Below are 23,261 nucleotides of genomic sequence, written 5' to 3' on the forward strand. Positions count from 1 at the left end.
TTAAATTGATTTAATTTTGAATAATAATATTTCTAGTCATTATATCGTTATCAATAAACTAATTGGGGGTGATTGTAGGGTTTGGATTTGCTCGGATATGTAGCCTCATCGACAAATCCACCGCTTTGGCATGCTTGGTCAGGGCACCAATCGAAATATAGTCCACGCCGGTTTCGGCGGTCGCGACTAGTGTTTCTTTCGTCATATTTCCTGAGGCTTCCAGCTTTGCTTTTCCCGCATTGATTGCTACGGCGTTTTCCATATCAGCCAGGCTGAAATTGTCGAGCATGATGATGTCGGCGCCGGCACTTAGGGCTTGATCGAGTTCTTGCAGGTTTTCGGTTTCGACTTCTACGGGTTTGTTTGGGGCAATCTCTCTGGCCTTTTCTACGGCTGCGGCAATGCCGCCGCAAGCAGCGATATGGTTTTCTTTAATTAAAAATGCATCGTAAAGGCCAACTCGGTGGTTGTGGCAACCGCCGCAGGTCACGGCATATTTTTGCGCGGTGCGCAGGCCGGGGATGGTTTTACGGGTGTCGAGTAGTTGGACTTGGGTATGAGCGACCAGGTTAGCGTAGTCGGCACAGACGGTTGCGGTGCCGGAGAGCAATTGCAGAAAGTTAAGGGCGGCGCGCTCGCCGGTTAACAGCGCTCTTGCGGGGCCGTTTAGTTCAAACAGCAGTTGGTCTGGTGCAACGCGTTCACCATCGGCTACGTGCCAGTGCACAGTGACCCGAGAATCGACTTGTTTAAAGACCTCGTTCACCCATGCCACGCCGCAGATGATGGCGTCTTCTCTGGTGATGATTCTGGCTTGGGCTGTACGTTCTTCTGGGATCAACATGGCAGTGATATCACCGCTGCCGATGTCTTCTTTAAGGGCGAAAGCTACCGATTGTTGGAGGTCTGCTTGGGTGGCGGCGTCGAGAGAGGGCATATTTCCATTCCAGGGGGCTAGTATTCAAATCAGTCGCTGAGTATTCTAGACTGATTATTGGTTTCAAGGCTAAGTTTTTGATTGTCTTAAAGGTAGTGCGGTTCTTGTCGCGCATTTAATGATGGTTAGAAGCAGAAACCCCAGCGTTAAGTTTGAATGGCGGAAGCAGTTTTTGTGAACTGTGTCCGTGTATCTACGTAGATTTAACACTGGTCCCGCAGGAAGCGCTCATAGTAAAAGTATAAATGTAAATGAGTGTGGTGTCGGCGATTTTTGCCGATGCTAACCGCCCCGAGGCGCAATTGCCGATTTTAGCAGCTTTTAGCTTTTTTGAGTGGCGATGGTAGTTGCGTATTCTGAGTTGCCAAGTACTGCGATGTGACATATGACTGACGAATCGAAAGCGAACACTGTGAACTTGCAAGGCTTGGCTAAAAGCGCTGCTGCCGAGCGTCCTCTGCTGCCAGTGGCTTTAGAGGCGATTAAAAGTCAAAGTCGCTCGTTTTTGTTGACGCAATTTAATCAAGTGCTGGATTTGCTGGATGACCGGCTTTTTGAGCTGGCCGACAAAGCCAATAATGCAAAAGAGCAGCAGCTCTACTTTGAGGCGATGCACGAAATCCGTGTGGGTCGGCAGGCGATCGTAGCGCGGTTTGACGAATTTTTTACAGCGGGGTTTAACTGTGCCTCTACAGGCGTGCCCTTGTCGGCGGTTGAGAGAGGACAAGCCAAACTGAAAGTGTTGGAGTCTGATGCCCTGGAAGAGCTGGTCGCTATTGAGGGGATGTCGAAGAAGACCGAAGCCAAGTATTTGAAAGAAGTTTGGTTGCTGTGCACGGCATGGCAGCATTGCTTGAATGGTCCGGTGATGGCGGCCAGAGATTTAGCGGTGGGACCGGCCGCCATCTGTCGCGCATTGGCGGCGGCGATTGAAGGTCTGTCTCTGGATATTAAGCCAAAGTTAGTACTGCTAAAGTTGTTTGAACAAAAAGTGCTAAAGAACTATGACGAACTCGTTGCAGGTTTATTGCCTGTTTTACAAGCGCATGGCTTGCCATGTGACCTTGATAATGCGGAAAAGAAACAGGCTGAGCAAACCGCTGACACAGTAAATACCTCTGGCACTACCGGCTCCACCGAGAAGCCTGTTTCTGGTAATGCCAGCGAATTGGCTAACCGACTGTTTGAATCGCTGGAGCAATTGCTGGGCAGTGCGGCGTCCAACTCCTCAGCGGGTAGCGATGAACTGGTATTGTCTAAGCCCTCGCTAATGGTTGCCTTGCAGGATATGCAAAACGAGCAGTACGCTCAGTTAAATGTTCGTGCGGTGGTGGCAGAGCGTGGTGGCCAACAAGCCGAATCTAAATTGATTCATCAGCTGATTGCTCGCTTGGAAAAAGTGAACCGTGTAGCGCCTGCCGATGCCTCTGGTCTTACCGTTCAGCGGGATCGCGACACTATTCAGTCTGTGGGCACGTTGTTTCAGTACATTTTAGATGGTGAGGGCTTGTCGAATGAATTGAAGTCTGTGATTGGCCGTTTGCAGATTCCCATTTTAAAAATGGCGATGTTGGACAAGAATTTCTTTAGCCATGATGATCATCCTGCCCGAAAATTACTCAGCAGCTTGATTAGCGCGAGCATCGGTTGGACGCCAAATGGCGAGGTCGAAAAAGACCCGCTGTTCAATAAGGTTGAAGAGATTGTCATGCGGGTGCTCAGAGACTTTGGCGTAGACACGCAAATCTTTGTTGACGCCTGCGCTGAGTTTCAACATTTTAGTGAGCGGGATCGCCGCCGAACCGCGTTGTTAACCAAACGTGCAGTGGATGCGGCAGATGGTCGGGCGATGGCAGAACAGGCTCGAGACTATATCCACGAGTATCTTCAGTTGAAATTGTCTGCGGGTGAGTTTCCACCCGTGGTAACAAATATTCTTCGCACGGCTTGGAGCAAGGTGCTGTTTATCAGCTATGTTCAGGATGGCAAAGCAAGTCAGCAGTTTGCAGATGACTTGAAAACGGCTGAACGCTTGCTGTGGAGTGTGGGTATTGTCGCAGACAGTGAGCACCGCAGTGAGCTGATTAATGCATTGCCGGGGCTGGTGGAATCATTGCGGGATGGCTTCAATAGAGCGTCGCTAAGTGCGTTTGAAACCAGTCAGTGGTTTGAGCAGCTTGAGCGTTTGCACTTGGCGAGGTTATCACGGCCGGTAGTCAATAATCAGGATGAGCCTGTTCAGGCTACTGCAGATTTAAATGATCTGGAAAGCTTGGATAAAGGCCTGGCAAAAGGCTTGGGTGAAGGTGTGGGTGAGCCGAGCCCTCGGCCCATGGCAAAACAATCCTACTTTGATGCTGAGGCGGGCGCCGACGAGGTATTTCGTCCGGCTACCGAGCCAGAGAAACCGCTGGCTGATGTCGCGTCGATTGAACAAGCCCGTGGAAAAATAGCGGCATTGCGGGTGGGTAACTGGGTAGATTACCGTCAAAATGACGGCAAGATGCTCCGCTGTCGCCTGGCGGCGGTTATTAATGGCCTTGGCAAGTATATTTTTGTTAATCGCTCTGGCATCAAGGTGGCAGAGTTAGACCGCGATGGCTTGGTTGAGGCGATTGCTGAGCAGCGTATCTTTTTGATTGAAGACGGACGGCTGTTTGATCGTGCCTTAGAGTCGGTCATTAGCAACCTCCGGAATATGAAAGACAAGCCGTTGTAGTAATTCTTACAGCAAGTTATTAACGCAAGCCGCAAGACTCCTCCTCAGCTTTGTCGCTCACTATTACGGCGCAGGATTACGGCGCAGGGTGATATGTCGATGCGCTGTTCCATACCCACCCAAGCTTTCGGTCATCAGGGCTAAAACTTTAGCGTTTTTAGCTGCCACTGCTACACTGTGGCCAGTCTGTTGATAAAGGCTCCGCATGTATTCGATTGATGACCAGGGCTGGTTATGGCCCGCTGAACATTGCCATTCTCCCAATTGCTCGGATCGTCCCGAGGGGGTTGAGGTGGATTTGTTGGTGATTCACAACATCAGTTTACCCGCCGGTGAATTTGGCGGCGGGAATGTTCAGCGTCTGTTTTGTAATACTTTGGATTGCGCCTCCCACCCTGGTTTCTCTGATCTTGATGGTCTCTGCGTATCATCCCATTTGTTTATTGATCGCCGGGGTGGCGTGACTCAGTTTGTCTCCTTTGATAAGCGCGCCTGGCATGCGGGGCTGTCGCAGTTTGAGGGACGGGATAATTGCAATGATTTTAGCGTGGGTATTGAGCTGGAGGGCAGCGATAATATTCCCTATACGCAGCAGCAATATGAGCAGCTACTGTTAGTGACAAAAACGCTACAGTGCTATTATCCGGGCATTTCCGCTTCGCGAATTACTGGCCACAGCGATATCGCTCCGGGCAGAAAAACAGACCCCGGTCCTGCATTTGACTGGGCGTATTATAAAAATGCACTCACGTAGTGTACGGCAACTGGGGTAGATCATGGAGTTTCTGGCGATTCTGGTCGCATGGGCGGCAGTACAATTTTGGGGCAGTGGCGGCAAAATTCAGCAAGACGATTGGCTGAGCCGGTTGTATCAGTTTTTTAGCTGGGTACCTACACCGGTACTGCGGTTAAGCATAACTGTCTTGCTGCCTGTGCTAGGTGTTGTGTTGGCGCTGGGCCTGTTTCACGGCATCGCTTGGGGCTTGCTGTCTTTTGCCCTCAGTGTCGCAGTGTTGTTGTATAGCTTGGGCCGGGGCGATTTTCAGATATTGCTGCGGCTGTATTTGAACAGCTGGCAGCGGGGTGATTTGGAAGGCTCGTATCGTCACGCCCAAGCGTTTAGCTGCGAGCTGGGTGAGATGAATGCCGATAACGCCTTGGAGCTGCATAACAATGTTCGGCGTGCGGTATTTTATCAGGGCTTTGAACGCTGGTTTGCCGTGGTATTTTGGTTTGTGCTGGCGGGGCCTGCCGTCGCCCTGGCGTATCGGCTATTGTTTGTTCTGCTCAGAGAGCCTGCGGTGAGTCAGGCAGAGCGAGACGCTATTGCTCGCACCCTCTATATTTTGGAATGGCTTCCGGTGCGGTTGCTGGCATTGGCCTTTTCGTTGGTGGGCAATTTTGATAAGGGCTTTGGCGCACTTAAGGCAGAAGTTTTTGAAAGCCAGACCAGCGCTGATTTCCTCGATATTGTCGGTAGCCAAGCCTTACCTGCGAGCTTGCCGGAAGGTCAACTCGATGGTGAGCAGTTTGTCGATGCGGCTGCTATCCAGTTAGAAAGCGCGCAGCATATTTTGTCCCGCAGCTTGCTTTGCTGGGTGTTTTTTATCGCCATTATTCAGCTGGTTTAACCGTGAGAATAGGCATTGACCTTGGCGGTACCAAAATAGAAGGGGTGGTGTTGGCCACAGACGGTCAGTTGTTATTTAGAGAGCGAGTGCCCACGCCGTCCCATAATTACCACGCTATTATTGGGGCGATTGCCAGCTTGGTCGCTCAATTAGAAGCCAAGTGGGGTCAGCTTTGCAGTGTCGGTGTGGGGACGCCGGGAGTCGAAGACAGTGCCAGCGGCTTAATGAAAAACTGCAATACCACCTGTCTGAATGGCAAACCCTTGCGACAGGATTTGAGCCAGCGTTTGGATCGTGAGGTGAGATTGGCCAACGATGCCAACTGCTTTGCTTTATCTGAAGCGGTAGATGGCGCTGCTGCGCCGTATCAAACGGTGTTTGCCGTTATTTTGGGCACCGGTGTTGGCGGCGGTATTGTGATTAACAAATCCCTTGTTGTTGGTGCAAATGGTATTGCGGGGGAGTGGGGGCATAATCCCGTAGTCGATGGTGAGCAGCAGCGTCCTTGTTATTGTCAGCGTTACGATTGTATAGAAACCCATTTGAGTGGTCCGGGCTTGCAGGAAAGTTATCGCCGCAGAAGTGGTGAGACCATCACTCCGGCAGTGCTGCTCACTCGCATGAACGAGGGCGACGCACTGGCCGCCGAAGTACTGGACGCTTACTGCCAGCAATTGGCCCGAGCATTGGCCGGGGTGATTAACTTGCTAGACCCAGACGCTATTGTCTTGGGTGGCGGTTTGTCCAATATGGATGTGCTGTATCAGCGCGTCCCCACATATTGGCAGCGGTGGATCTTTTCAGATAGTTGCCATACCCGTTTATTGAAAGCGCAATATGGCGATTCCAGTGGTGTTCGCGGCGCGGCCTGGCTTTGGTAGTTGAAGCTTATTGGCATTTAGCCTAGCGTTTGTCAGCCTGTAGCCAAAGCACTTCTTGACCGCCATCTTTTATGGCTAACAACCGCGCCATAACAAACAGAAAATCAGACAGTCTGTTCAGGTACTGGCGAGCATTTTCGTTAATCTCAGTTTCCCGGCTCAATCTCACCAGGTCACGCTCGGCGCGTCGGCACACCACTCGGGCTAAATGACATTGGGCTGCAGGTTTATTACCGCCGGGCAGAATAAAGTTTTTCAGGGGTGGCAAATCGGCGTTGAGCTCATCCAGGCTGGCTTCAAGTTCGCTAATGCGCTCGGCGGTAATCATGGTATAGCCGGGTACGGCGAGTTCACCGCCCAGATCGAACAGGTCGTGTTGTACCCGAGACAACAGGCTTTGATAGTCGTCGTCATCTGCCAGCTCTGCACGGAGCACACCAATATGCGAGTTGACCTCATCCACGGTGCCGATGGTTTCCATGCGGATATGGTCTTTATCAATGCGGGAGCCATCACCAAGCCCGGTGGTGCCATCATCGCCCGTGCGGGTGTATATCTTTGAAAGTCTGTGTCCCATCGTGCTTGTCCTTATCAATCCTGTTCAAACGGCGGGAAAATGGTATTCCCGCCCCGGCCTCTAGTAGAATGGGCCGATATCGCCAATAGCGTTGCTGTGGCGTTGTTTGAAAAATGTGTCAATCCGGTGGCGGTGAAAACGAAATAACGATACAAAACCGGAATAACTATACGTGAGAATGACGGGTGCTTGCAGTGAATGAGGTGGTTTTTTGCTTGAGCTTTATTTAGGTGGTGCTCGTTCTGGTAAAAGTGCTGCGGCAGAACGCCGAGCCATGAGTTTAAGTGATCGCCGTGTTTATATCGCCACAGCGACCCCCGGCGACCCGGAAATGCAGCTGCGTATTGCCCATCACCAGGCAAGCCGGGCGAAGGATGGTTGGCAGACGGTGGAGGCCCCCGAGCAGTTGTCGGCGGCGATTGCGCAACAGGCCGCCAATGGACAATGTCTGTTGGTGGACTGCTTAACCTTGTGGCTCAGTAACTGGCTTTGTAAAGACGATAGCCAGCAATGGGATGAGGTTTGCAGTGAGTTTTTGCTGACCCTGCAAAATGCCCCCGGTGACATTGTCTTGGTAAGTAATGAAGTAGGCAGCGGCATTGTTCCTATGGGGGAGTTGAGTCGCCGTTTTGTTGATGAGGCGGGTAGGTTGCACCAGCGTATAGCCGCTATTGCTGACCGTGTTGTTTTGGTAACGGCCGGTCTGGAACAAGTCTTAAAAGGAAATTGATGTGACAGCTTGGTATGAAGAAAGCGCACCAGAAGCCGATGAAGAGTTTCGCCAACAGGCCATTGCCTATCAGAATAATCTGACTAAACCTAAAGGTGCATTAGGGCGATTAGAAGATGTGGCAATTCAGTTGTCTGCGGTACAAAAAACCCTTAAGCCCCATGCAGATCGCGCTTTGATTGTGGTATTTGCAGGCGATCACGGTGTTACCACCGAAGATATCTCCGCCTATCCGCAAGCCGTGACGGCAGAAATGGTACGCAACTTTGCCAACGGTGGCGCAGCTATCTGTGTGTTGGCCAAGTCCTTAAATATCCCTTTTAAAATCGTTAATGTCGGCACTGTTTACGCGCTGGAAGATCTCCCCAATGTGGAAGATCATCGGGTGGGCGCGGGCACTCAAAATATGTGTGTGACTGAGGCCATGACCTTGGAACAGTGTGAAGAGGCCTTTATTGTTGGTCGGGATACGATTGATAACGCCGGTGATATCGATGTGTTTATTGGCGGTGAAATGGGCATAGGCAATAGCACTGCGGCGGCGGCCTTGGCCGTGGCGCATACCCGCCTGTCGGCGACGGCCATGGTTGGGCGCGGCACCGGCATCAGTGATCAAGTGTTGGCGAAAAAGGCCGCTGTTGTTACCCGGGCTATGTCCAAACATTTACCCCATATGAAAAACGGTGTGGAAGTGCTGCGCCGGATTGGCGGCTACGAAATTAATGCTTTGGCGGGGGCGTATATCCGCGCTGCACAAAAGGGCATTGCGGTGCTGGTTGACGGTTATATTTGTACCGCAGCGGCTATTTCTGCCGTTAAAATTAATCCCAGCATTCGCCCTTGGTTGTTCTTCTCTCACTGTTCGGCGGAACCCGGTCACAAGCGCTTGTTAAATAAAATGGAAGCTGAACCTCTACTCGAACTGGACTTGCGTTTGGGCGAGGGCAGTGGCGCAGCCTTGGCTTTTCCGATTATGCAGGCGGCTTGTCGATTGCAAAATGAAATGGCCAGTTTTGAAGAAGCGGGTGTCAGCCGCGGCAACGATTAATGGCAAAAATTGATGTCAGTCGAATCGATCTGCTTCGCCATGGTGCCTGTCAGGGTGGGGAGATTTTTCGGGGCAGCACCGATGTACTGTTGAGCGAGCTTGGCTGGCAGCAAATGCAGGACAAGCTTGCCAGCCTCTCTTCGCCAGGCTGGGATCATATAGTCAGTTCGCCACTGCAGCGTTGCTGGCGTTTTGCCACGGCCGTATCGGAAGAGAGAGGTTTGCCTCTTGAACACTACCGTGACTTCAGAGAAATGCACTTTGGCGACTGGGAAGGTCTCAAGCACGACGAGGCACGACAGCAGTATCCCGAAGAGTGGCGACAATTTTGGTCATCCCCCGATATGGCAAGCCCGCCTAATGGTGAAGCCATGCCGGATTTTTGTCAGCGGGTAACCACAGCCCAAGATGCTTTAGTTGAGCAATATCAAGGTAAACGTGTGTTGCTGGTGGCCCACGGTGCGGTTATCCGGGTCATGATCTGTCACTGGTTGGGCATGCCTATGGGCGCGATGACCCGTTTGTCGGTTCCCTATGCAGGTCTTAGTCGCTTTGAGATATACCATCAGCAAGGGCGTCCGCCTTGGGTGCAGTTGGTGAGCCACGGCTGAGGTTTTTGCTCGCAAGCCGATGTTTCATCCTGCTGAGGCAGTCGTCACTTCTTCCACTTAAAAAGCCCCCTTTGCTCGAAACGCGCTATCACTCAGGTTTTTTTATATCCGGTGCTGCCAGCGCTTTACTGCCAATGATGGCCCATTTGCCTTTGCGGCGAATAAAGTCGTATTGGGCATGGTGTATTTGTTTTTCTCCCGCCGCAAACTTGCCAAAACTGCTTTTAAATTGCAGGTATTTAACATTGAAGGGTTCGAGTTTGTGCAGCCCGACCACGGTGTCAAAGTCTTCGGGAAATAACAGCTCAACATCGACCTTTGCGATGCCTCTGTCACCCTCGTGTTCGCTGCTTTTAATAGCGATGTTTGTCACCTCAAAAATGGCGGGTCTGGCCATTTGGGAGAGGTTGTCCTTCAGCAGGTTTTCGATCAAATAATCGGTAAAGGGAATATCTTTTTGGCTGCAGGCCGAAAGTGCTGTCAGCAGTGCAATCAAGAACGTACTTTGAAGCAGGGCTTGTGAATATCTCAATGTTTTAAACCTTAATACAACTGTCATTTATGGGATTTAAGCTACAGGGCTATAACCTATAGCAACCTGAATGAGTCTTTCGTGCAGCGACGCCAATTTTTACATGTGCTTTCTACATCAGCTTTGGCTGTGCCAATACTGACAGCCTGCGGGGGAGGCGGCAACTCTTCTTCTGAAAGCGGCGAACCCAGTGTGAGCCGAGCAGATTTGCAGCAAACCAGTTCTGGATTGAGTTTTCAGCACGGTGTGGCCAGCGGTGATCCCCTCGATGATCGAGTTATTCTGTGGACCAGAGTCTCGCCGACAAGCCCTCAAGAGAGTGAGCTGAGCGTGATCTGCGAAGTTGCAGAAGACCGCGAGTTTCAGAACGTGGTGATGTCGGAGATGCTAAGCACCAGCGCTGCCCGAGACTACACGGTTAAGCTCGATGCCACGGGCCTGCGGCCTGACCGCCATTATTGGTACCGATTTATGTCATCGGAGGCGACGTCAGCGGTGGGCCACACGAGAACCTTACCTATGCCGGGGCAATATGCTGAGCGCCTGCGGTTTGCGGTATGTTCTTGCAGCAGCTATCCCCACGGTTATTTTTCGGTGTATCGGATGATTGCCAACCGGCCTGATTTGGATTTTGTACTGCACCTCGGCGACTATATCTACGAGTATGGTGATGGGGAGTACGGCAACAACCCCGGGCGTCCACTTGAGCCCAGTCACGAAATTATTGCACTGGACGATTACCGTCGTCGCTACGGCTTGTATCGCCAGGATACAGAGCTGCAAGCGGCTCATGCCGCCCATGCCTTTGTGACGGTGTGGGACGATCACGAGTCGGCCAACGATGCTTATCGAGATGGTGCAGAGAATCATAACGCCGGAGAAGGGGCGTGGTCTGACCGCAAGGCCGCGGCGATCCAAGCCTATTTTGAGTGGATGCCGATTCGCCCGCCCACAGAGGACGAACAGCAAATTTATCGGGGCTTTTCCTACGGGGACTTGGCTGATTTTATGATGCTGGATACCCGTCTTGAAGGCCGTGAACAGCAGCTCTCTAATCCTCTGGATCCCAGTCGTAGCCAGCCTCGAAACTTGCTGGGGCAATCGCAAAAACAATGGTTTAAACATCAGTTGGCTACGTCGCAAGGGCGTTGGAAGTTTGTGGGCCAGCAGGTGATGTTTGCCCAGCTGCAATTGTTGGAGTTACAGCGTCTGTTGCCTGCGGTGCCGACCAATGACTTTAGCCCGCTTGTTGCCATTAATATGGATCAGTGGGACGGCTACCCTGCGGAGCGAGAAGAAATTCTCGATTTTGTCGAAGCCGAAGAAATCGAAAATCTGGTGGTATTAACGGGCGATATTCATAGCAGCTGGGCTAATGAGTTGTATCAAAACCCTGCGGTATTAACGGCGGGGGTGTTGAATCGGCCGCTGGGCGTTGAATTTGTTGCCCCCAGTATTACCTCGCCGGGCTTTCCTGATGGTGCGGCGGAATTAGTGTCAGCGGTGCTGCCAGTGGTGAATCCGCATATTAAATACACGGATTTAAAAAATCACGGTTTTATTTTGATTGATGTTACTCGTCAACGCAGTCAAGCGGAGTATTACTACGCGGCCGATATCGACACGCCAGCGGGTATTGGCGTGGAGTCGCAAAAGATCAAAACACTGGCTGTTGCGCATGGAAGTCATCGCCTACAAGAAGATACTCCGGTATCTCGTCCTAAACCTTTGTTGTGAGCTGCACTGTTATGTCGTATTTATCAGTCGTTTTTAAGGCGTTTATCCTCTCTAGTATTGTTATTTTGGCTGCCTGCGGTGGCGGCAGTTCTGATGGCAGCACAACGCCCCCCGACAATGCTGATCAACCGGCTAACGGCGGTGATGATTCAGAGGGTGAGAGTGGCGCAGATGACAATAACGGGGCCGGGGGCGATGCGGGCTCTGGCGGTGACAGCGATACTGACGATGATACAAATGATGATGCCGGCGCCGGTGGTGGCACGGAAACCGGCGGTGATGAAGACACAGACGGTGACACGAATACCGATGACGGTACTGACTCGGGTGAAGACAGCGATACAGGCGGTGACTCAGATGAGGGTTCTGACACTGACGAAGAAACAGATAACGATACCGGCACGGATACAGACGAGCCCCAGCGACTGGGAATTATTTTAATTGGTGACAGTGGCAGCGGCAGTGACGGTGCCTATGCGGTGGGCCAGGCGGTGGCGCGGGTTTGTGCGGTAAAACAGTGCGATTTGGTACTTGGCTTGGGGGACAATATTTATGAGTCCGGTGTTAGCTCGGCCTTTGATCCGCAATTTGAAGAAAAATTTGAACAGCCTTTTGCGCCGGTAGATTTACCGTTTTACATGGTGTTGGGTAATCACGATAACAGCGAATTTTTTGGTGGTGATGGTGCCGGTAATTCCAATGGTGATTTCCAGGTAGACTACCATTATCGTCGCGCCAGCCAGCCAGAGGAAATGCGTCAAACCGAACGCTGGCAAATGCCTGCGCGTTACTACCGCTTTAGTAAAGGCGAAATTGATGGTCAGCCCTTTGTTGAATTTTTTGGTATAGATTCCAATCAAGTGGCGGGTGGCTTTCCCGATAGTGACGAAAACTATTCTTACAATAATTACGGCCTTGCCCAGGCTCAGTGGCTAAACGAGGCCATGGCGGCCAGCAATGCCAAATGGAAAATCGCCTTTGCCCATCATCCCTATATTTCAAATGGCAGCCACGGCAATGCGGGTAACTACGACGGTGTGCCCGCTTTTATCGCGCCAGTATTGGCCGGTGAACGTTATCAAGCCTTTTTGCAAGAAACCATTTGCGATAAAGCAGACTTTCTCTTTGCCGGTCACGACCACGATCTGCAGTGGTTAATGCCTGTAGACAGCTGCGGTAAAACCGAATTTATTGTTTCTGGCGCGGCCAGCAAAACCCGCAGTATTGAGCGTCGGGATGAGAACCCCGTGTTCTATGAAAAAGGCGATAGTTACGGTTTTGTCTGGGTTGAAATAACCGATGATGACATGCGCGGCGAAGTTTATGAGGTCGATCCCACTAGCGCCAACCTCGGTTTGGGCAGTTTGGATGACCCTCAGCCAAGCTACAGCCGGGTGATGTCACAACGCGACTCAGTAGGTTTACCTGATAACGATGGTTTTACATCACCGTTGCAACCCGAGCCGGGTTTTGATGTTGATGGGGAATCAGGCAACCTGGATCCGGTTCAACAGCAGTTTGTGGCGGCGTTTACGGGTTTGGCCAATGGGATTCCGGAGGAAAATCTGGCCGCTTTGCTAAACGCATTGAGCACCAGTGCGGTAGGTTTGTTGGAAGTGGCAGACGCCTTGGTAACCGGGGTCAGCGGTGCCGCCAGTGAGCAAAATCCCGAGCTGGCCTTGGCCGGTGCCGCCAGAGCCTCACAAGCTTTGCTTTATTCTTTGCAAAGTCTGCGGGACGGAGTGCCCGCTAATGGCGAACCCGCTTTACCGGCCCCGTTTGATCAGCTCGGTTCGGTACTGGATTTGTTCGAGCAAGATGCGGAGGCTGCAAATGGTGACCTGCGCTTGATCAGCGATGCCTTGAATGGTCTGGTGCTGAATCTGCACAACATCGTTGATGCAGCAGAAGAAGAGGGCGGTTCGGTTCCGGTGTTAGGCGGCACGCTGGGGCTGTTGTCAGAGTTGATCTTTGATGTCAGTCGCCTGCTCACCGCGGTGGGGAATGTTGACAGCAGTGAGGTGGGCCAAGTCGTTGTTTCTACCACTGACGACTTGCTAAGTAATTTATTGCTTAATGTGGTGCCGATTGAGCAGGCGGCACCTGCAGAGCTGGTTGATGCCATTGGCCTTGGACCACAGTTGCTTAGCAGTGCTTTATTGGCGGTGGTAAGAGAGGTCACTTACACCTTGGATAATACCTTGTTGGTCTTACTGTCGCCGCTGCTGGGCAATGTTGAATTGTTGCTGTTAGAGCCATTGCTAGGTGGTTTGGGCGGACTGTCCGGTGCTTGATCTTATTGGGGCAGTGGAATAGTGGATCGCTAATGATGAAAAGCCCCTAAGACGCTCAGGTTTAAGTGCGCATCAAGGCTATCTGCCAAGCGGTCCAGATTCGTTTCTATCACCTTATCATAATCCAGCGCGGTAACCGCGCTGACCCCCGCCCATTGCAGCAGCTGTTCCCTAGCCTCACTGTGATCAAAAATACCGTGTAAGTAGCTGCCGATAATTTGTTGGTCGTCAGACATAGCGCCATCGTAATGGCTGCCTAAATTGATTAACGGTTTTTCCAGCGCGGGCCCCTGACTTTGGCCTGCGTGAATTTCATAAGCTGTCACGGCACGACCACTGTCGATAAAGGTGCCGTTAACTTGGCGCAAGATTTTGTCAGCGGCCAGCACGGTATCAAAATCTAAATAGCCCAGCGCCTTACTGGAGCCTGCCTCGCCCTCTATACCTTCGGGGTCGTGCACGGCTGTGCCCAGCATTTGAAAACCGCCACAGATCCCCATAAGCTTGCCGCCATAGCGGAGGTGTTTGGCAATATCCTGGTCCCAGCCATTGTCCCTGATAAAATCCAAATCCCGACGGGTGCTTTTGCTGCCGGGTAAAATAATCAGTTCGCAGGGGGGCAGGCGCTCGCCTTTACCGACAAAGTGCAGGTTTACTTGAGGGTGTAAACGCAAGACATCAAAGTCGGTGTGATTGCTGATGCGAGACAGCACGGGCACCACAATATTTAAGGCGCCATCTTCACTTTTCTGTTGGGTGCTAATGGCGTCTTCAGCTTCTAAGTGCAGGTCGTGGATATAGGGGATGACGCCCAATACGGGTTTGCCTGTGCGAGCTTCGAGCCAATCCAGACCGGGTTGCAGTAAGCTGATATCACCCCGGAAACGATTGATAATAAATCCGGCTACTCGGGCTTGCTCTGTGGCAGAGAGTAATTCCAGCGTGCCAACCAAGTGCGCAAATACGCCGCCGCGATCAATGTCTGCCACAATAATGACAGGGCAATCCACCGCTTCCGCAAAGCCCATATTGGCAATATCGTGTTCGCGTAGATTAATTTCAGCAGGGCTGCCTGCGCCTTCAACAATGATCCAATCGTATTTTTCCTGCAATCGTTGGTGAGATTCCAACACGGCAGTCATGGCGCGTTTTTTGTAATGGTGATAATCCGCAGCCTCCATATTGGAAAGCGCCTTGCCATGAATAATCACTTGAGCGCCAGTGTCGCTATTGGGTTTGAGTAAAACCGGATTAAAATCGGTGTGGGGCGCGAGACCGCAAGCTCGGGCCTGTACCGCTTGGGCACGGCCAATTTCGCCACCATCGCTTGTGACCGCACTATTCAGCGCCATATTTTGGGGCTTAAAAGGAGCAACACCAAGGCCTCGACGTTTTAGAAGTCGACACAAACCTGCCACCATCACGCTCTTGCCTGCGTCGGAGGTACAGCCCTGGATCATCAGTGTTTTTGTCATATCGCTACCTGAAAATGGCTATTCGCGTTGGGATTGTCGGGTTCTAGTTACGTTAAATCGTTGTGCTTGTAGGAGCGGGCTCTGACCGCGATCAGCCATGTTAAAGTGCTGTGTTTGTAGGAGCGGGCGCTGACCGCGATCAACCATGCTAAAGTGTTGTGCTTGTAGGAGCGGACTCTGACCGCGATCAACCATGCTAAAGTGTTGTGTTTGTAAGAGCGGGCGCTGACCGCGATCAACCATGGTGGCCGGGTGTCGTCGTGTAGCCGGTGCGCACTGTGCTTTACCTGGGTGAACGGGTAATACCGCTACGACTGCCAACCGTTTTCCATAATCAACTCATCCAGCGGGCAGCGCTGGGCCCACTGTTCTTGCTCCAGCATGGGTTTGTCATAAAAGGCGTCCACCGGGCCAAGGCAGAGCAGGGCAATGGGGTGACTGCCTACAGGCATATTTAACACGGTTTTTAATGCGTCGGGTTCAAATAGCGACACCCAGCCAAGCCCTAAATTTTCACTGCGGGCAGCCAGCCACAGGTTCTGAATGGCGCAGGCTGCAGAGGCCAAATCCATTTCCGGCAGGGTCCGGCGTCCAAACACATGGTGTTCTCGTTTATCCATTAATGCGACGACGAGCAGTTCTGCGCAGTCTGTAATGCCTTCCACCTTGAGACGCAGAAACTCGCTTTCTCGCTCTCCTAAAGCGGCGGCAGTGCGGTCGCGTTCTTGCTGTACTAGCTGATAAATATCCTCTCGCAGTTCAGGTTTACTAATACGGATAAAGCGCCAGGGTTGCATCAAGCCAACACTGGGAGCCTGGTGTGCGGCCAGCAATAAGCGTCGCAATTGTTCAGGGGGGACGTCGCCGCCACTGAAGTGACGCATATCCCGGCGCTGGGCGATGACCCGGTAAATGGCGTCGATATCACGTTGGCTGAAATCGCTAGTCATGTTGTTCTCTAGGCAGAAAAAAACGTTGGCCGTTTGCTTCAATGGCCATCAATGGCTGGTCGTAGAGCTTTTCTAGTGCGCCGGGTACCAGCATGGTATCGGCGTCGCCCCAGCAGGCTTCGCCATTGGGATACAGTAATAGCAGTTTATCGCAGCAACGGGCGGCGATGTTTAAATCGTGCAGGCACAGCAACACGCCGCAGCCCGAGTGAGCCTGCTCGCGAATTAGCTGCATAATATGCACTTGATGCTTTAGATCAAGGTGATTACTGGGTTCGTCGGCCAATAAAATTTGTGGGGTTTGAATCAGCGCAGTGGCAATGGTCAAGCGTTGGCGTTCGCCCCCCGAAAGGGTATTCACCAAGCGGTGACTCATGTGCTCTAGCTCCATGGCGGCGAGGGCTTTTTTGGCGATAGCCACATCGTCGGCGGTATCCAACTCCCAGTGGGATAAAAAGGGATGACGGCCGATCATTGCTGTTTCCAGTACGGTGCCGGGAAAGCCGTCCTGTCGTTCTTGAAAAATCACTGCTAGCTTTTGCGCCAAGGCTTTACGGCGCCAGTGACTTAGAGCTTTGCCCTCTAATAAGACTCGACCATGTCGTGGTGCTCGCAGTCCGGCAAGGGTATGCAGTAACGTGGTTTTGCCTGCCCCATTGGGGCCGAGTACTCCCCACACTTCGCCGGGGCGGATGGTGATATTCAAGGGGGTGCCATCGGCTTTGCCGGGAATATCTACCACGAGTTGCTCGGTTGATAACACGCTCATCCCCGGCTCCGGTATAGCAAGATCAAAAAGCTAGGCACGCCGATCATAGCGGTAATGACACCAGCGGGTAGCTGTTGAGGGGCAATAATGGTTCGGGCGAGGGTGTCTGCCAAGGTGAGCAGGGTGCCACCGGCAAGGGCTGAGGCGGGCAGAATAATGCGCTGGTCATTGCCCAATACCAGGCGCAGCATGTGAGGAATGATTAGCCCGACAAAGCCAATGCTACCGGCCGTGGTAACCGCAAAGGCGGTGAGTAAACTGGCGCCGATATATACCGTCCATTCCAGTTGCCGAACCGGCACACCCAACGCGGCGGCTTGCAGCGAGCCCCGAGCCAGCACGTTGAGGCTGCGACCCAGGGGCAGTAAAAAAAGGCTGACGACAATTAAGGTGATCAATGCTGGCCAAGGTGAACGGGCATAGGCCAAGTCGCCCATTAACCAATACAACATGCCGGGGAGTTGCTCGGTGGGGCCAACTGCCAGCATAAAGGTAATCACCGCGCCCCAGCCAGAGGCGACGACCACACCCGTGAGCAGTAACCGGGTGGGCGTCCAGCTGCCGGTGCCGTGGGCAAGCCCAAACACCAGCGTTGCCGATAGCACCGCCCCGGCAAAGGCGGAGCCGGAAACAGCCGTCGCTCCCAAGCCCATCAGCATGGCCATTAACGCGCCCACCGCCGCGCCGCCAGATAAGCCCAGCACATAGGGGTCGGCCAAGGGATTGCGCAGCAAGACTTGCATCAACGCCCCGGCCACGGCTAACAGCCCACCTGTGGCGAAAGCTGCCGCAGCTCTGGGTAGCCGCAGCTCCATAATTAAAGTTTGTTGTAGGGGGGAGCCACCACCCTGCAGTACCTGCCACAAGTCGGCACTGGAGACGGATACGCTGCCGAGAGAAACCGCAATGGCAAGCGCGAGCAGAGCGCTTAGCACCAGCGTAGCCAGCGCCATTATTTTAAAATGAGAACTGGTGAAGGCAGGCTTAGCGCCGCTCACGGGCAGTCTCCAAATGCTGGCAGAGCAGCTTGGCACCGTCTAGCAAGCGAGGGGTAGGGCGCTGCAGTGTCGACGGGGGGACAAAAAACAGGTTGTTGCGACGCACGGCAGTGAGTCCGTCAAAGCGTCGCCAGTCGTCTAGCCAGCCGGGGTTTTCTTCGCCCATGCCACCCGCGACAATCGCTTCTGGATTTCTGGCGAGTACGGCTTCTTGATCGATGCGGGTAGTGAGTCCGCTTAATTCGCCAAAAATATTGTCGCCGCCGCAGAGCCGCGTGGCTTCGCTAATCATATGTTGATTGTTGACAGTCATTAAGGGATTGACCCAAATTTGCTGAAAGACCCGGACTTTGTCGGCATTGCGATAACGCTGGCGAAGCTTGGCGATGCCGTCGCTAAAGTCTGTGGCGGCCTGCTCGCTCTGTTGGTCGGTGCCTGCCAGTTTACCCAGTCGACGTATTGTTGAACTCACATCATCAAAATGACGTAGCTCGCTGTAGTAAATGGGAATGCCCAGTTTTTCCAGTTGGGCGAGTTGTTCACTGGGGTTGCCACTGACCCAGCCGATAAGCAGGTCGGGTTGCATGGCGAGGATGGCTTCCAGGTCGAAGCGGTCGTAGCTGCCCACTCGGGGCAGTGTTTTGGCGGCTTCGGGGTAGTCACTGAAGCTCACGGCGGCAATAAGCTGATCTCCTGCACCGGCGCTGTAGAGCAGTTCGGTGGCGCCGGGTGACAGGGCGATAATGCGTTGGGCGGGTTGTGCTAAGCAAAGCTGGCGCTGTTTGTCATCTTCTACGCAGACCTCGGCCCGGCTTATGCAGGCAATAAAGATGAGCGCTAAGCTCAGACAAGTTCGCATTACCATTCCACGCCTTTGCGGGCTTTGATGCCGCTGCGGAATGCGTGCTTTTTGTCGTCGATCATCGACACGGTGTCGGCCAATTCTTTGAGGGGGACGGGTGCGCCGCGACCGGTGATAATCACACTTTGTTCACGGGGACGATTGCGCAGTGCTTCGTATACTTCTTCGGCATCGATATAGCCGTATTTTAAAATATAGGTCAGTTCGTCCAGCAGAACGAGATGGATGGATTCATCTTGTAGTAAGACTTTGGTTTGCTGCCAGGCTTGCTGAGCCGCTTCGCGGTCTTGTTCTTTGTTTTGGGTTTCCCAGGTAAAGCCAGAACCCATGACGATAAAAGGAACTTCTGGGCAGCGCTGCTGAATAAAATTGCGTTCGCCGCAGTCCCAAGTGCCTTTGATAAATTGCACAATCGCGGCTTTATAGCCGTGACCGATGGCGCGAATAATAGTGCCAAAGCCGGAGCTGGATTTACCTTTGCCGGGGCCGCTTAATACGATTAACACACCGCGTTCTTCAGTGGCCTTGGCGACTTTTTCGTCGATCATGGCTTTTTTAATCTGCATTCGCTTTTGGTGCTTTTCTTCGTCATTAAGCGTCATGGAGGCTCCTGATTGCTGAGTCAAACTGCGCCGTTTTACAGCGCAGAGTGTTTGAGCGGTGAATGATACCTTTATTTTGGTGTGTAAGTGATGGTGAACATCGCCTCGCGGCCAATTGACAGGTAGTCACCAAAGCTAAAACTGCGTGCACTGACGTATTCTTTGTCGAAGATGTTTTTCAGCGCCAATTGCAGTTTTATTTCTTCGTTTACACGGTAAAACACGGTGCCGTCGACTAAGCCGTAACCGCTGAGTTCGTCGGTGTTGGCGGTGTCTTCATAGCGGCTGCTGACTAAACGCAGGCTGCCGCTTACGCCCCAGTGCTGCCATTCGCGGCTGACGTCAAGGTTGGCTTGCTTGTCGGCACGGCGACGTAGATCTAAGCCGGTTTTGGCGTCGGTGGCGTCGAGCAAGCTGGCGTTAGCGTCGATGCGCCAGTCCATAATTTCTGTCGCGACACTTATTTCCCAGCCTTTTATTTCTGCACCTTCGATTTGATCGGGGCCAAAGGTGGCGGGATTGTATTGAATGAGCTTGTCTACGTCGTTTTCAAAACGAGCCACGCTCCAGTTACCCCAGCTGTGGTTGCCGCGCAATTCTAACTCGGTGTTCTCAGAGGTTTCTGGTTCGAGTGTAGGCACGCCGTAAAAGGGGTAGTACAAATCGTTGAAGGTCGGTGCGTTAAAGCCTTCGCCGTAGGAGGCGACGACTTTCAGTGACTCGGTAATATCAAATCCGATCGAGGCGTTGCCGGTATCGTTAGTACCAAACTGTTCGTTGTCGTCATTGCGGCCGCCGATGGTTAGATCAACCGGACCGAAATCTGCCTGCCACTGCGCAAAGTAGGCTTTGTTGCCACGGCTTTGCTCGCCATAACTGAGGTTGCTTTCAACCTGGTCGAGGAAGCGTTCAAAGCCGACGGTAACGACGTGATGTTCGCCAATCGACCAATCATTTTGGATACTGTAAACACGCCGGGTGGTGTCAAAGGTATCGCCACTAACACCCACGGCGGCCGGATCGACATAGTGATAGTCGATGGTGGATTCGTCTTTGGATTCGCCAACAGAAAGGGTGAGTAACCAGTTTTCGAGGGGCTGAAACTCACCGCGAATATTGGCAATGCTGACTTCGCCATCGGTGTAGGGTGAACAGGTATACGTCACGCCGCCGGCGCGGCAGTTATTGTCGTAGTCGCTTTCGGTTTGGCTATTTTGATAGAAGGCAAATAGCTCTGCCTTGTCATTAATTTTGTGACTGAAGCTCGCGTTGACGGCGGTTTGTTCAAAGGCGTCGTCGTCGCCGGCGACTCCAGCTTTGCTAGCGGTGTTATCTACGCCGTCGGTTTCTTCGCGCAGCACGCTAATATTGACTTGGGTTTGCTCGTTGCCCCCGCTGATGGCCGCCAATGCCTTTGTTGTGCCTTGGGTGCCAGCAGTGAGTTGCAGCATAGGCTGCAGGCCGTCGGTGTCGTGGTATTTGCGGGTGATGATATTGATAACACCGCCGATGGCCTCTGAGCCGTAAAGGCTGGAGCGCGAGCCGCGCACAATTTCAACGCGCTCGATCAATTCCGGCGGCAGATTGGTGAGTGCCGGTGCGCCATTGGTGGCCGAGCCGATACGCACGCCATCGATCATCACTAGAGTGTGGTTGCTTTGGTTGCCTCGCAAAAAGAGGCTGGTGCTGGCACCGCGGCCACCGTTGCGCACAAAGCTGACGCCAACGGCGCGGGACAGTAATTCTTGCAGGTCATTGGGTTGAATGCGTTCGATATCAGCGCGCTCGAAGACCGTAACCGGGGCCAGAATATCTGCCACCGATTGCTCGGTGCGGGTCGCGGTAACGACGGTGGTTTCTATATGGGACTCATTAGCTGTAATAAGCGGTGACGTGGCAAAAGTAAAAATACCGCCAACAGCAGCAAGAAGGGTTTTGTTCATGGTGTAAACCTCAAAGCTATAAAAGGAAGCAATGAGGGAGGGGTAGGGGTTATATACAAGTATACGACCGCTGATGGAGCCCTCCGCTTCATCGGGTGAATCAGTAGAGGCCGGTTCCGGGCTTGCACAAAATGTAAATGTGCTTACCGTTGCGGGGGCAGCGTTGGCATTGCGTTCACTTAAAAAGCGGTCGCGCACCAGACTTCCCGTTTAACTCTTTGTCACTAAATACGCGACGCAGGGCACCTGTTACTTGGCGCGCACTCTAAGGCTGCGCTGGGTTTTTGTCAAACTGGGCGGCTGCGGCAAGCTGGTGGCGTTTAGTGCTGATTAGCGGCTGAAAGGCGTTTAATCTCGTCTAGTAATTGCCGATTCATCGGCACTGGAATGCGATGTTGCTCGGCGAGCTGGCAAAGATAGCCGCTGATAAACGCAATTTCGGTAGGGCGTCCCGCTTCAATATCTTGCAGCATGGAGGAACGGTTAAGGGCGGTGTTGGCGGCAACGTGACGGACGGTGGCTAACAAATCGGGGTATTCGGGGCTGGCGTCAAACTGGGCTATCTCCGCGACAACGGCTTCCAGTTCGGCCAAGGCCACCGGGTTGTCTAAGAGCTCGCCGTTGCGGCAGCGGTATTTGACGGTGAGGGGGTTAATCGCACAATTGACTGCCAGTTTTTGCCATAGCACGTCGTCGATATTGTCGCTTACGGTCATGCCTAAAGGGCCAAGGCTTAGAGACCTTGCAATGTTAGCCAATTCATCGTGATCGAGTGGCGTTTGCTGGGTTTCTGCCAGCAAGGTTTTGGATTGCCCGAGCTGGGTGTTTCCTCGTCCGGCATGCACCAGTGAAAACAGCGACTGCCGATAAGCCCCCTCTGTTGTGGAGGCTTGTAGTAGCGTTGCCTGGGGGTAGCGCTGGCTGAGCATTTCGGCAATGCCCAGACCATTTTGCAGTAACACAATCACGGCTTTTTCTGCCAGCTGGTGTTCAATCGCAGTTATGGCCGCCAGTGTTTGTTGTGCCTTGGTGGTGATTAATATGTGCTCAATAGGTTTTGTTATTAAGCTAGGACTAGTCACCGGGACGGGGAGCTGCAGGGCAAGGGCACCCAGCTTGGCCATAATGCCACCCGCCTGGCGGTAGGCCTGCAGGCGGCTGTCACTGCGGAGGATAAGGGTGGCGGGAACAGCATTTTGATAGGCATAGCAGGCCCAAAGGCTGCCGATGGCCCCTGCGCCTAAAATATGCCAATGGATTTTTTCCTGCATGTAGTTCGTCTTGATAAGCGATGAATGACGGCACTGTAGGCCAGTAAGGTGCTGCTTGCCAATATTGACAAGGGAATCTTTGTGTCTGTTGTCAGGTCTATCTCGAAACATCTGGCCGGGCAGTGCTAAACTGGCCCCGACAATCTTGACGAGTTATTTAGCCATGCCCTCTTTTGATATTGTTTCTGAAGTCGATTTGCACACGTTTACCAATGCCCTTGATCAGGCCAGCCGAATTATTGACACCCGCTTTGATTTTAAAGGTGTGGATGCCAGTTTTGAGCGAGACGGCCTTAACGCGACAATTTTTGCTGAAGCTGAATTTCAAATCACGCAAATGGAAGACATGCTGCGCAGCAGCCTGATAAAAAACAACATCGACCCTAAAGCGATGACCGTGGGTGACCCGGAAACGGCTGGTAAGCAGGTGAAAGCAGGGGTGACCATCAAGAACGGTTTGGAATCTGATTTGTGTCGCAAAATTGTCAAAATTATTAAAGACAGCAAGCTGAAAGTGCAGAGCCAGATTCAAGGCGAGCAGGTGCGAGTGACGGGCAAAAAACGGGATGATTTGCAGCAGGTCATGGCATTGCTAAAAGAGCAGTCCTTGGATCAGCCGCTGCAATTCACAAACTTTAGAGATTGACTATCGCCAGCGGGAACAACTCAATGCCCCTTGCGATAACCCCGACCA

General features: G+C 52.6%; 21 protein-coding genes and 1 riboswitch. Of the genes, 10 read left to right on the top strand and 11 right to left on the bottom strand.

Annotated elements, in window-relative coordinates; translation table 11 throughout:
- Positions 1 to 58 precede the first annotated feature (58 nt).
- Positions 59 to 937, bottom strand: a complete 879-nt coding sequence (nadC, locus tag IMCC21906_RS06060) for a carboxylating nicotinate-nucleotide diphosphorylase (RefSeq protein ID WP_047011420.1) — start codon at positions 935 to 937, stop codon at positions 59 to 61.
- A gap of 385 nt (positions 938 to 1,322) precedes the next feature.
- Here nadC and IMCC21906_RS06065 point away from each other — a divergent pair, with 385 nt between their 5' ends.
- From IMCC21906_RS06065 to IMCC21906_RS06080, 4 genes are all read left to right on the top strand, one after another.
- Positions 1,323 to 3,656, top strand: a complete 2,334-nt coding sequence (locus tag IMCC21906_RS06065) for a DUF1631 family protein (RefSeq protein ID WP_082117379.1) — start codon at positions 1,323 to 1,325, stop codon at positions 3,654 to 3,656.
- A 205-nt stretch (positions 3,657 to 3,861) separates the two neighbouring features.
- On the top strand, positions 3,862 to 4,410 hold the full coding sequence (gene ampD / locus IMCC21906_RS06070) for a 1,6-anhydro-N-acetylmuramyl-L-alanine amidase AmpD (protein WP_047011422.1): 549 nt from the start codon (positions 3,862 to 3,864) through the stop codon (positions 4,408 to 4,410).
- 22 nt (positions 4,411 to 4,432) lie between these two features.
- Positions 4,433 to 5,287: a regulatory signaling modulator protein AmpE gene (ampE, locus tag IMCC21906_RS06075; RefSeq protein WP_052763394.1), complete on the top strand. Its 855-nt coding sequence runs from the start codon at positions 4,433 to 4,435 to the stop codon at positions 5,285 to 5,287.
- Positions 5,288 to 5,289: 2 nt separating this feature from the next.
- Positions 5,290 to 6,168: an ROK family protein gene (locus IMCC21906_RS06080; protein ID WP_047011423.1), complete on the top strand. Its 879-nt coding sequence runs from the start codon at positions 5,290 to 5,292 to the stop codon at positions 6,166 to 6,168.
- Between the two features lie 22 nt (positions 6,169 to 6,190).
- Here IMCC21906_RS06080 and IMCC21906_RS06085 read toward each other — a convergent pair whose 3' ends face one another.
- Entirely contained in the window at positions 6,191 to 6,745 is a 555-nt protein-coding gene (locus tag IMCC21906_RS06085) for a cob(I)yrinic acid a,c-diamide adenosyltransferase (protein WP_047011424.1), read from the bottom strand.
- A 211-nt stretch (positions 6,746 to 6,956) separates the two neighbouring features.
- Between IMCC21906_RS06085 and cobU the strand changes: the two genes are divergently transcribed.
- From cobU to IMCC21906_RS06100, 3 genes are read left to right on the top strand one after another with little or no spacing between them, the layout of a single operon-like run.
- The gene (cobU, locus tag IMCC21906_RS06090; protein ID WP_047011425.1) at positions 6,957 to 7,475 is read left to right on the top strand and encodes a bifunctional adenosylcobinamide kinase/adenosylcobinamide-phosphate guanylyltransferase; all 519 of its coding nucleotides are present in this window, start codon (positions 6,957 to 6,959) and stop codon (positions 7,473 to 7,475) included.
- A 1-nt stretch (position 7,476) separates the two neighbouring features.
- Positions 7,477 to 8,523, top strand: coding sequence for a nicotinate-nucleotide--dimethylbenzimidazole phosphoribosyltransferase (gene cobT, locus IMCC21906_RS06095; RefSeq protein ID WP_047011426.1), 1,047 nt, complete (start codon positions 7,477 to 7,479; stop codon positions 8,521 to 8,523).
- Positions 8,523 to 9,134, top strand: a complete 612-nt coding sequence (locus tag IMCC21906_RS06100; RefSeq protein ID WP_047011427.1) for a histidine phosphatase family protein — start codon at positions 8,523 to 8,525, stop codon at positions 9,132 to 9,134. Before cobT ends, IMCC21906_RS06100 begins: the two co-directional genes overlap by 1 nt.
- 88 nt (positions 9,135 to 9,222) lie before the next feature.
- On the opposite strand, the gene IMCC21906_RS06105 is transcribed toward IMCC21906_RS06100, so the two are convergent.
- Positions 9,223 to 9,666, bottom strand: a complete 444-nt coding sequence (locus IMCC21906_RS06105; protein ID WP_156166001.1) for a hypothetical protein — start codon at positions 9,664 to 9,666, stop codon at positions 9,223 to 9,225.
- An 81-nt stretch (positions 9,667 to 9,747) separates the two neighbouring features.
- On the opposite strand from IMCC21906_RS06105, the gene IMCC21906_RS06110 reads away from it, so the two are divergent.
- Positions 9,748 to 11,403, top strand: coding sequence for an alkaline phosphatase (locus tag IMCC21906_RS06110; RefSeq protein ID WP_047011429.1), 1,656 nt, complete (start codon positions 9,748 to 9,750; stop codon positions 11,401 to 11,403).
- 11 nt (positions 11,404 to 11,414) lie between these two features.
- The gene (locus IMCC21906_RS06115) at positions 11,415 to 13,697 is read left to right on the top strand and encodes a metallophosphoesterase (RefSeq protein WP_052763395.1); all 2,283 of its coding nucleotides are present in this window, start codon (positions 11,415 to 11,417) and stop codon (positions 13,695 to 13,697) included.
- 29 nt (positions 13,698 to 13,726) lie between these two features.
- On the opposite strand, the gene IMCC21906_RS06120 is transcribed toward IMCC21906_RS06115, so the two are convergent.
- The 8 genes from IMCC21906_RS06120 to IMCC21906_RS06155 all read right to left on the bottom strand — a co-directional run bounded on the left by IMCC21906_RS06120 (position 13,727) and on the right by IMCC21906_RS06155 (position 22,567).
- Positions 13,727 to 15,172 carry a cobyric acid synthase gene (locus IMCC21906_RS06120; RefSeq protein ID WP_047011430.1) on the bottom strand — a complete coding sequence of 482 codons (1,446 nt, stop codon included), beginning with the start codon at positions 15,170 to 15,172 and terminating at the stop codon, positions 13,727 to 13,729.
- Between the two features lie 308 nt (positions 15,173 to 15,480).
- Positions 15,481 to 16,122, bottom strand: a complete 642-nt coding sequence (bluB, locus tag IMCC21906_RS06125; protein ID WP_047011431.1) for a 5,6-dimethylbenzimidazole synthase — start codon at positions 16,120 to 16,122, stop codon at positions 15,481 to 15,483.
- Positions 16,115 to 16,891: an ABC transporter ATP-binding protein gene (locus IMCC21906_RS06130; RefSeq protein ID WP_047011432.1), complete on the bottom strand. Its 777-nt coding sequence runs from the start codon at positions 16,889 to 16,891 to the stop codon at positions 16,115 to 16,117. Before IMCC21906_RS06130 ends, bluB begins: the two co-directional genes overlap by 8 nt.
- On the bottom strand, positions 16,888 to 17,889 hold the full coding sequence (locus IMCC21906_RS06135; protein ID WP_231580327.1) for an iron ABC transporter permease: 1,002 nt from the start codon (positions 17,887 to 17,889) through the stop codon (positions 16,888 to 16,890). Before IMCC21906_RS06135 ends, IMCC21906_RS06130 begins: the two co-directional genes overlap by 4 nt.
- Positions 17,876 to 18,748: a cobalamin-binding protein gene (locus IMCC21906_RS06140; RefSeq protein ID WP_047011433.1), complete on the bottom strand. Its 873-nt coding sequence runs from the start codon at positions 18,746 to 18,748 to the stop codon at positions 17,876 to 17,878. The genes IMCC21906_RS06135 and IMCC21906_RS06140 overlap by 14 nt, the downstream gene beginning before the upstream one ends.
- Positions 18,748 to 19,353 carry a cob(I)yrinic acid a,c-diamide adenosyltransferase gene (gene cobO / locus IMCC21906_RS06145; protein ID WP_047011434.1) on the bottom strand — a complete coding sequence of 202 codons (606 nt, stop codon included), beginning with the start codon at positions 19,351 to 19,353 and terminating at the stop codon, positions 18,748 to 18,750. The genes IMCC21906_RS06140 and cobO overlap by 1 nt, the downstream gene beginning before the upstream one ends.
- Before the next feature lie 71 nt (positions 19,354 to 19,424).
- On the bottom strand, positions 19,425 to 21,296 hold the full coding sequence (locus IMCC21906_RS06150; protein ID WP_156166002.1) for a TonB-dependent receptor domain-containing protein: 1,872 nt from the start codon (positions 21,294 to 21,296) through the stop codon (positions 19,425 to 19,427).
- Positions 21,297 to 21,386: 90 nt separating this feature from the next.
- Positions 21,387 to 21,561, bottom strand: a riboswitch (cobalamin riboswitch).
- 55 nt (positions 21,562 to 21,616) lie between these two features.
- Complete coding sequence (locus IMCC21906_RS06155) at positions 21,617 to 22,567, bottom strand: 2-dehydropantoate 2-reductase (RefSeq protein WP_052763397.1); 951 nt, start codon at positions 22,565 to 22,567, stop codon at positions 21,617 to 21,619.
- 163 nt (positions 22,568 to 22,730) lie between these two features.
- Between IMCC21906_RS06155 and IMCC21906_RS06160 the strand changes: the two genes are divergently transcribed.
- Complete coding sequence (locus IMCC21906_RS06160) at positions 22,731 to 23,213, top strand: YajQ family cyclic di-GMP-binding protein (protein ID WP_047011435.1); 483 nt, start codon at positions 22,731 to 22,733, stop codon at positions 23,211 to 23,213.
- The last annotated feature ends 48 nt before the right edge of the window (positions 23,214 to 23,261 follow it).

The sequence above is a fragment of the Spongiibacter sp. IMCC21906 genome, assembly GCF_001010805.1.
Lineage (GTDB): Bacteria > Pseudomonadota > Gammaproteobacteria > Pseudomonadales > Spongiibacteraceae > Spongiibacter.

Excerpts from the sequence above, each read along its gene's own strand:
- IMCC21906_RS06140 (WP_047011433.1), bottom strand. The coding sequence starts at position 18,748 with ATGCGAACTTGTCTGAGCTTAGCGCTCATCTTTATTGCCTGCATAAGC.
- IMCC21906_RS06130 (WP_047011432.1), bottom strand. The coding sequence starts at position 16,891 with ATGAGCGTGTTATCAACCGAGCAACTCGTGGTAGATATTCCCGGCAAA.
- ampD (WP_047011422.1), top strand. The coding sequence starts at position 3,862 with ATGTATTCGATTGATGACCAGGGCTGGTTATGGCCCGCTGAACATTGC.
- IMCC21906_RS06150 (WP_156166002.1), bottom strand. The coding sequence starts at position 21,296 with ATGAACAAAACCCTTCTTGCTGCTGTTGGCGGTATTTTTACTTTTGCC.
- nadC (WP_047011420.1), bottom strand. The coding sequence starts at position 937 with ATGCCCTCTCTCGACGCCGCCACCCAAGCAGACCTCCAACAATCGGTA.
- IMCC21906_RS06065 (WP_082117379.1), top strand. The coding sequence starts at position 1,323 with ATGACTGACGAATCGAAAGCGAACACTGTGAACTTGCAAGGCTTGGCT.
- ampE (WP_052763394.1), top strand. The coding sequence starts at position 4,433 with ATGGAGTTTCTGGCGATTCTGGTCGCATGGGCGGCAGTACAATTTTGG.
- cobO (WP_047011434.1), bottom strand. The coding sequence starts at position 19,353 with ATGACGCTTAATGACGAAGAAAAGCACCAAAAGCGAATGCAGATTAAA.
- IMCC21906_RS06115 (WP_052763395.1), top strand. The coding sequence starts at position 11,415 with ATGTCGTATTTATCAGTCGTTTTTAAGGCGTTTATCCTCTCTAGTATT.
- IMCC21906_RS06155 (WP_052763397.1), bottom strand. The coding sequence starts at position 22,567 with ATGCAGGAAAAAATCCATTGGCATATTTTAGGCGCAGGGGCCATCGGC.
- IMCC21906_RS06160 (WP_047011435.1), top strand. The coding sequence starts at position 22,731 with ATGCCCTCTTTTGATATTGTTTCTGAAGTCGATTTGCACACGTTTACC.
- IMCC21906_RS06085 (WP_047011424.1), bottom strand. The coding sequence starts at position 6,745 with ATGGGACACAGACTTTCAAAGATATACACCCGCACGGGCGATGATGGC.
- IMCC21906_RS06120 (WP_047011430.1), bottom strand. The coding sequence starts at position 15,172 with ATGACAAAAACACTGATGATCCAGGGCTGTACCTCCGACGCAGGCAAG.
- IMCC21906_RS06100 (WP_047011427.1), top strand. The coding sequence starts at position 8,523 with ATGGCAAAAATTGATGTCAGTCGAATCGATCTGCTTCGCCATGGTGCC.
- bluB (WP_047011431.1), bottom strand. The coding sequence starts at position 16,122 with ATGACTAGCGATTTCAGCCAACGTGATATCGACGCCATTTACCGGGTC.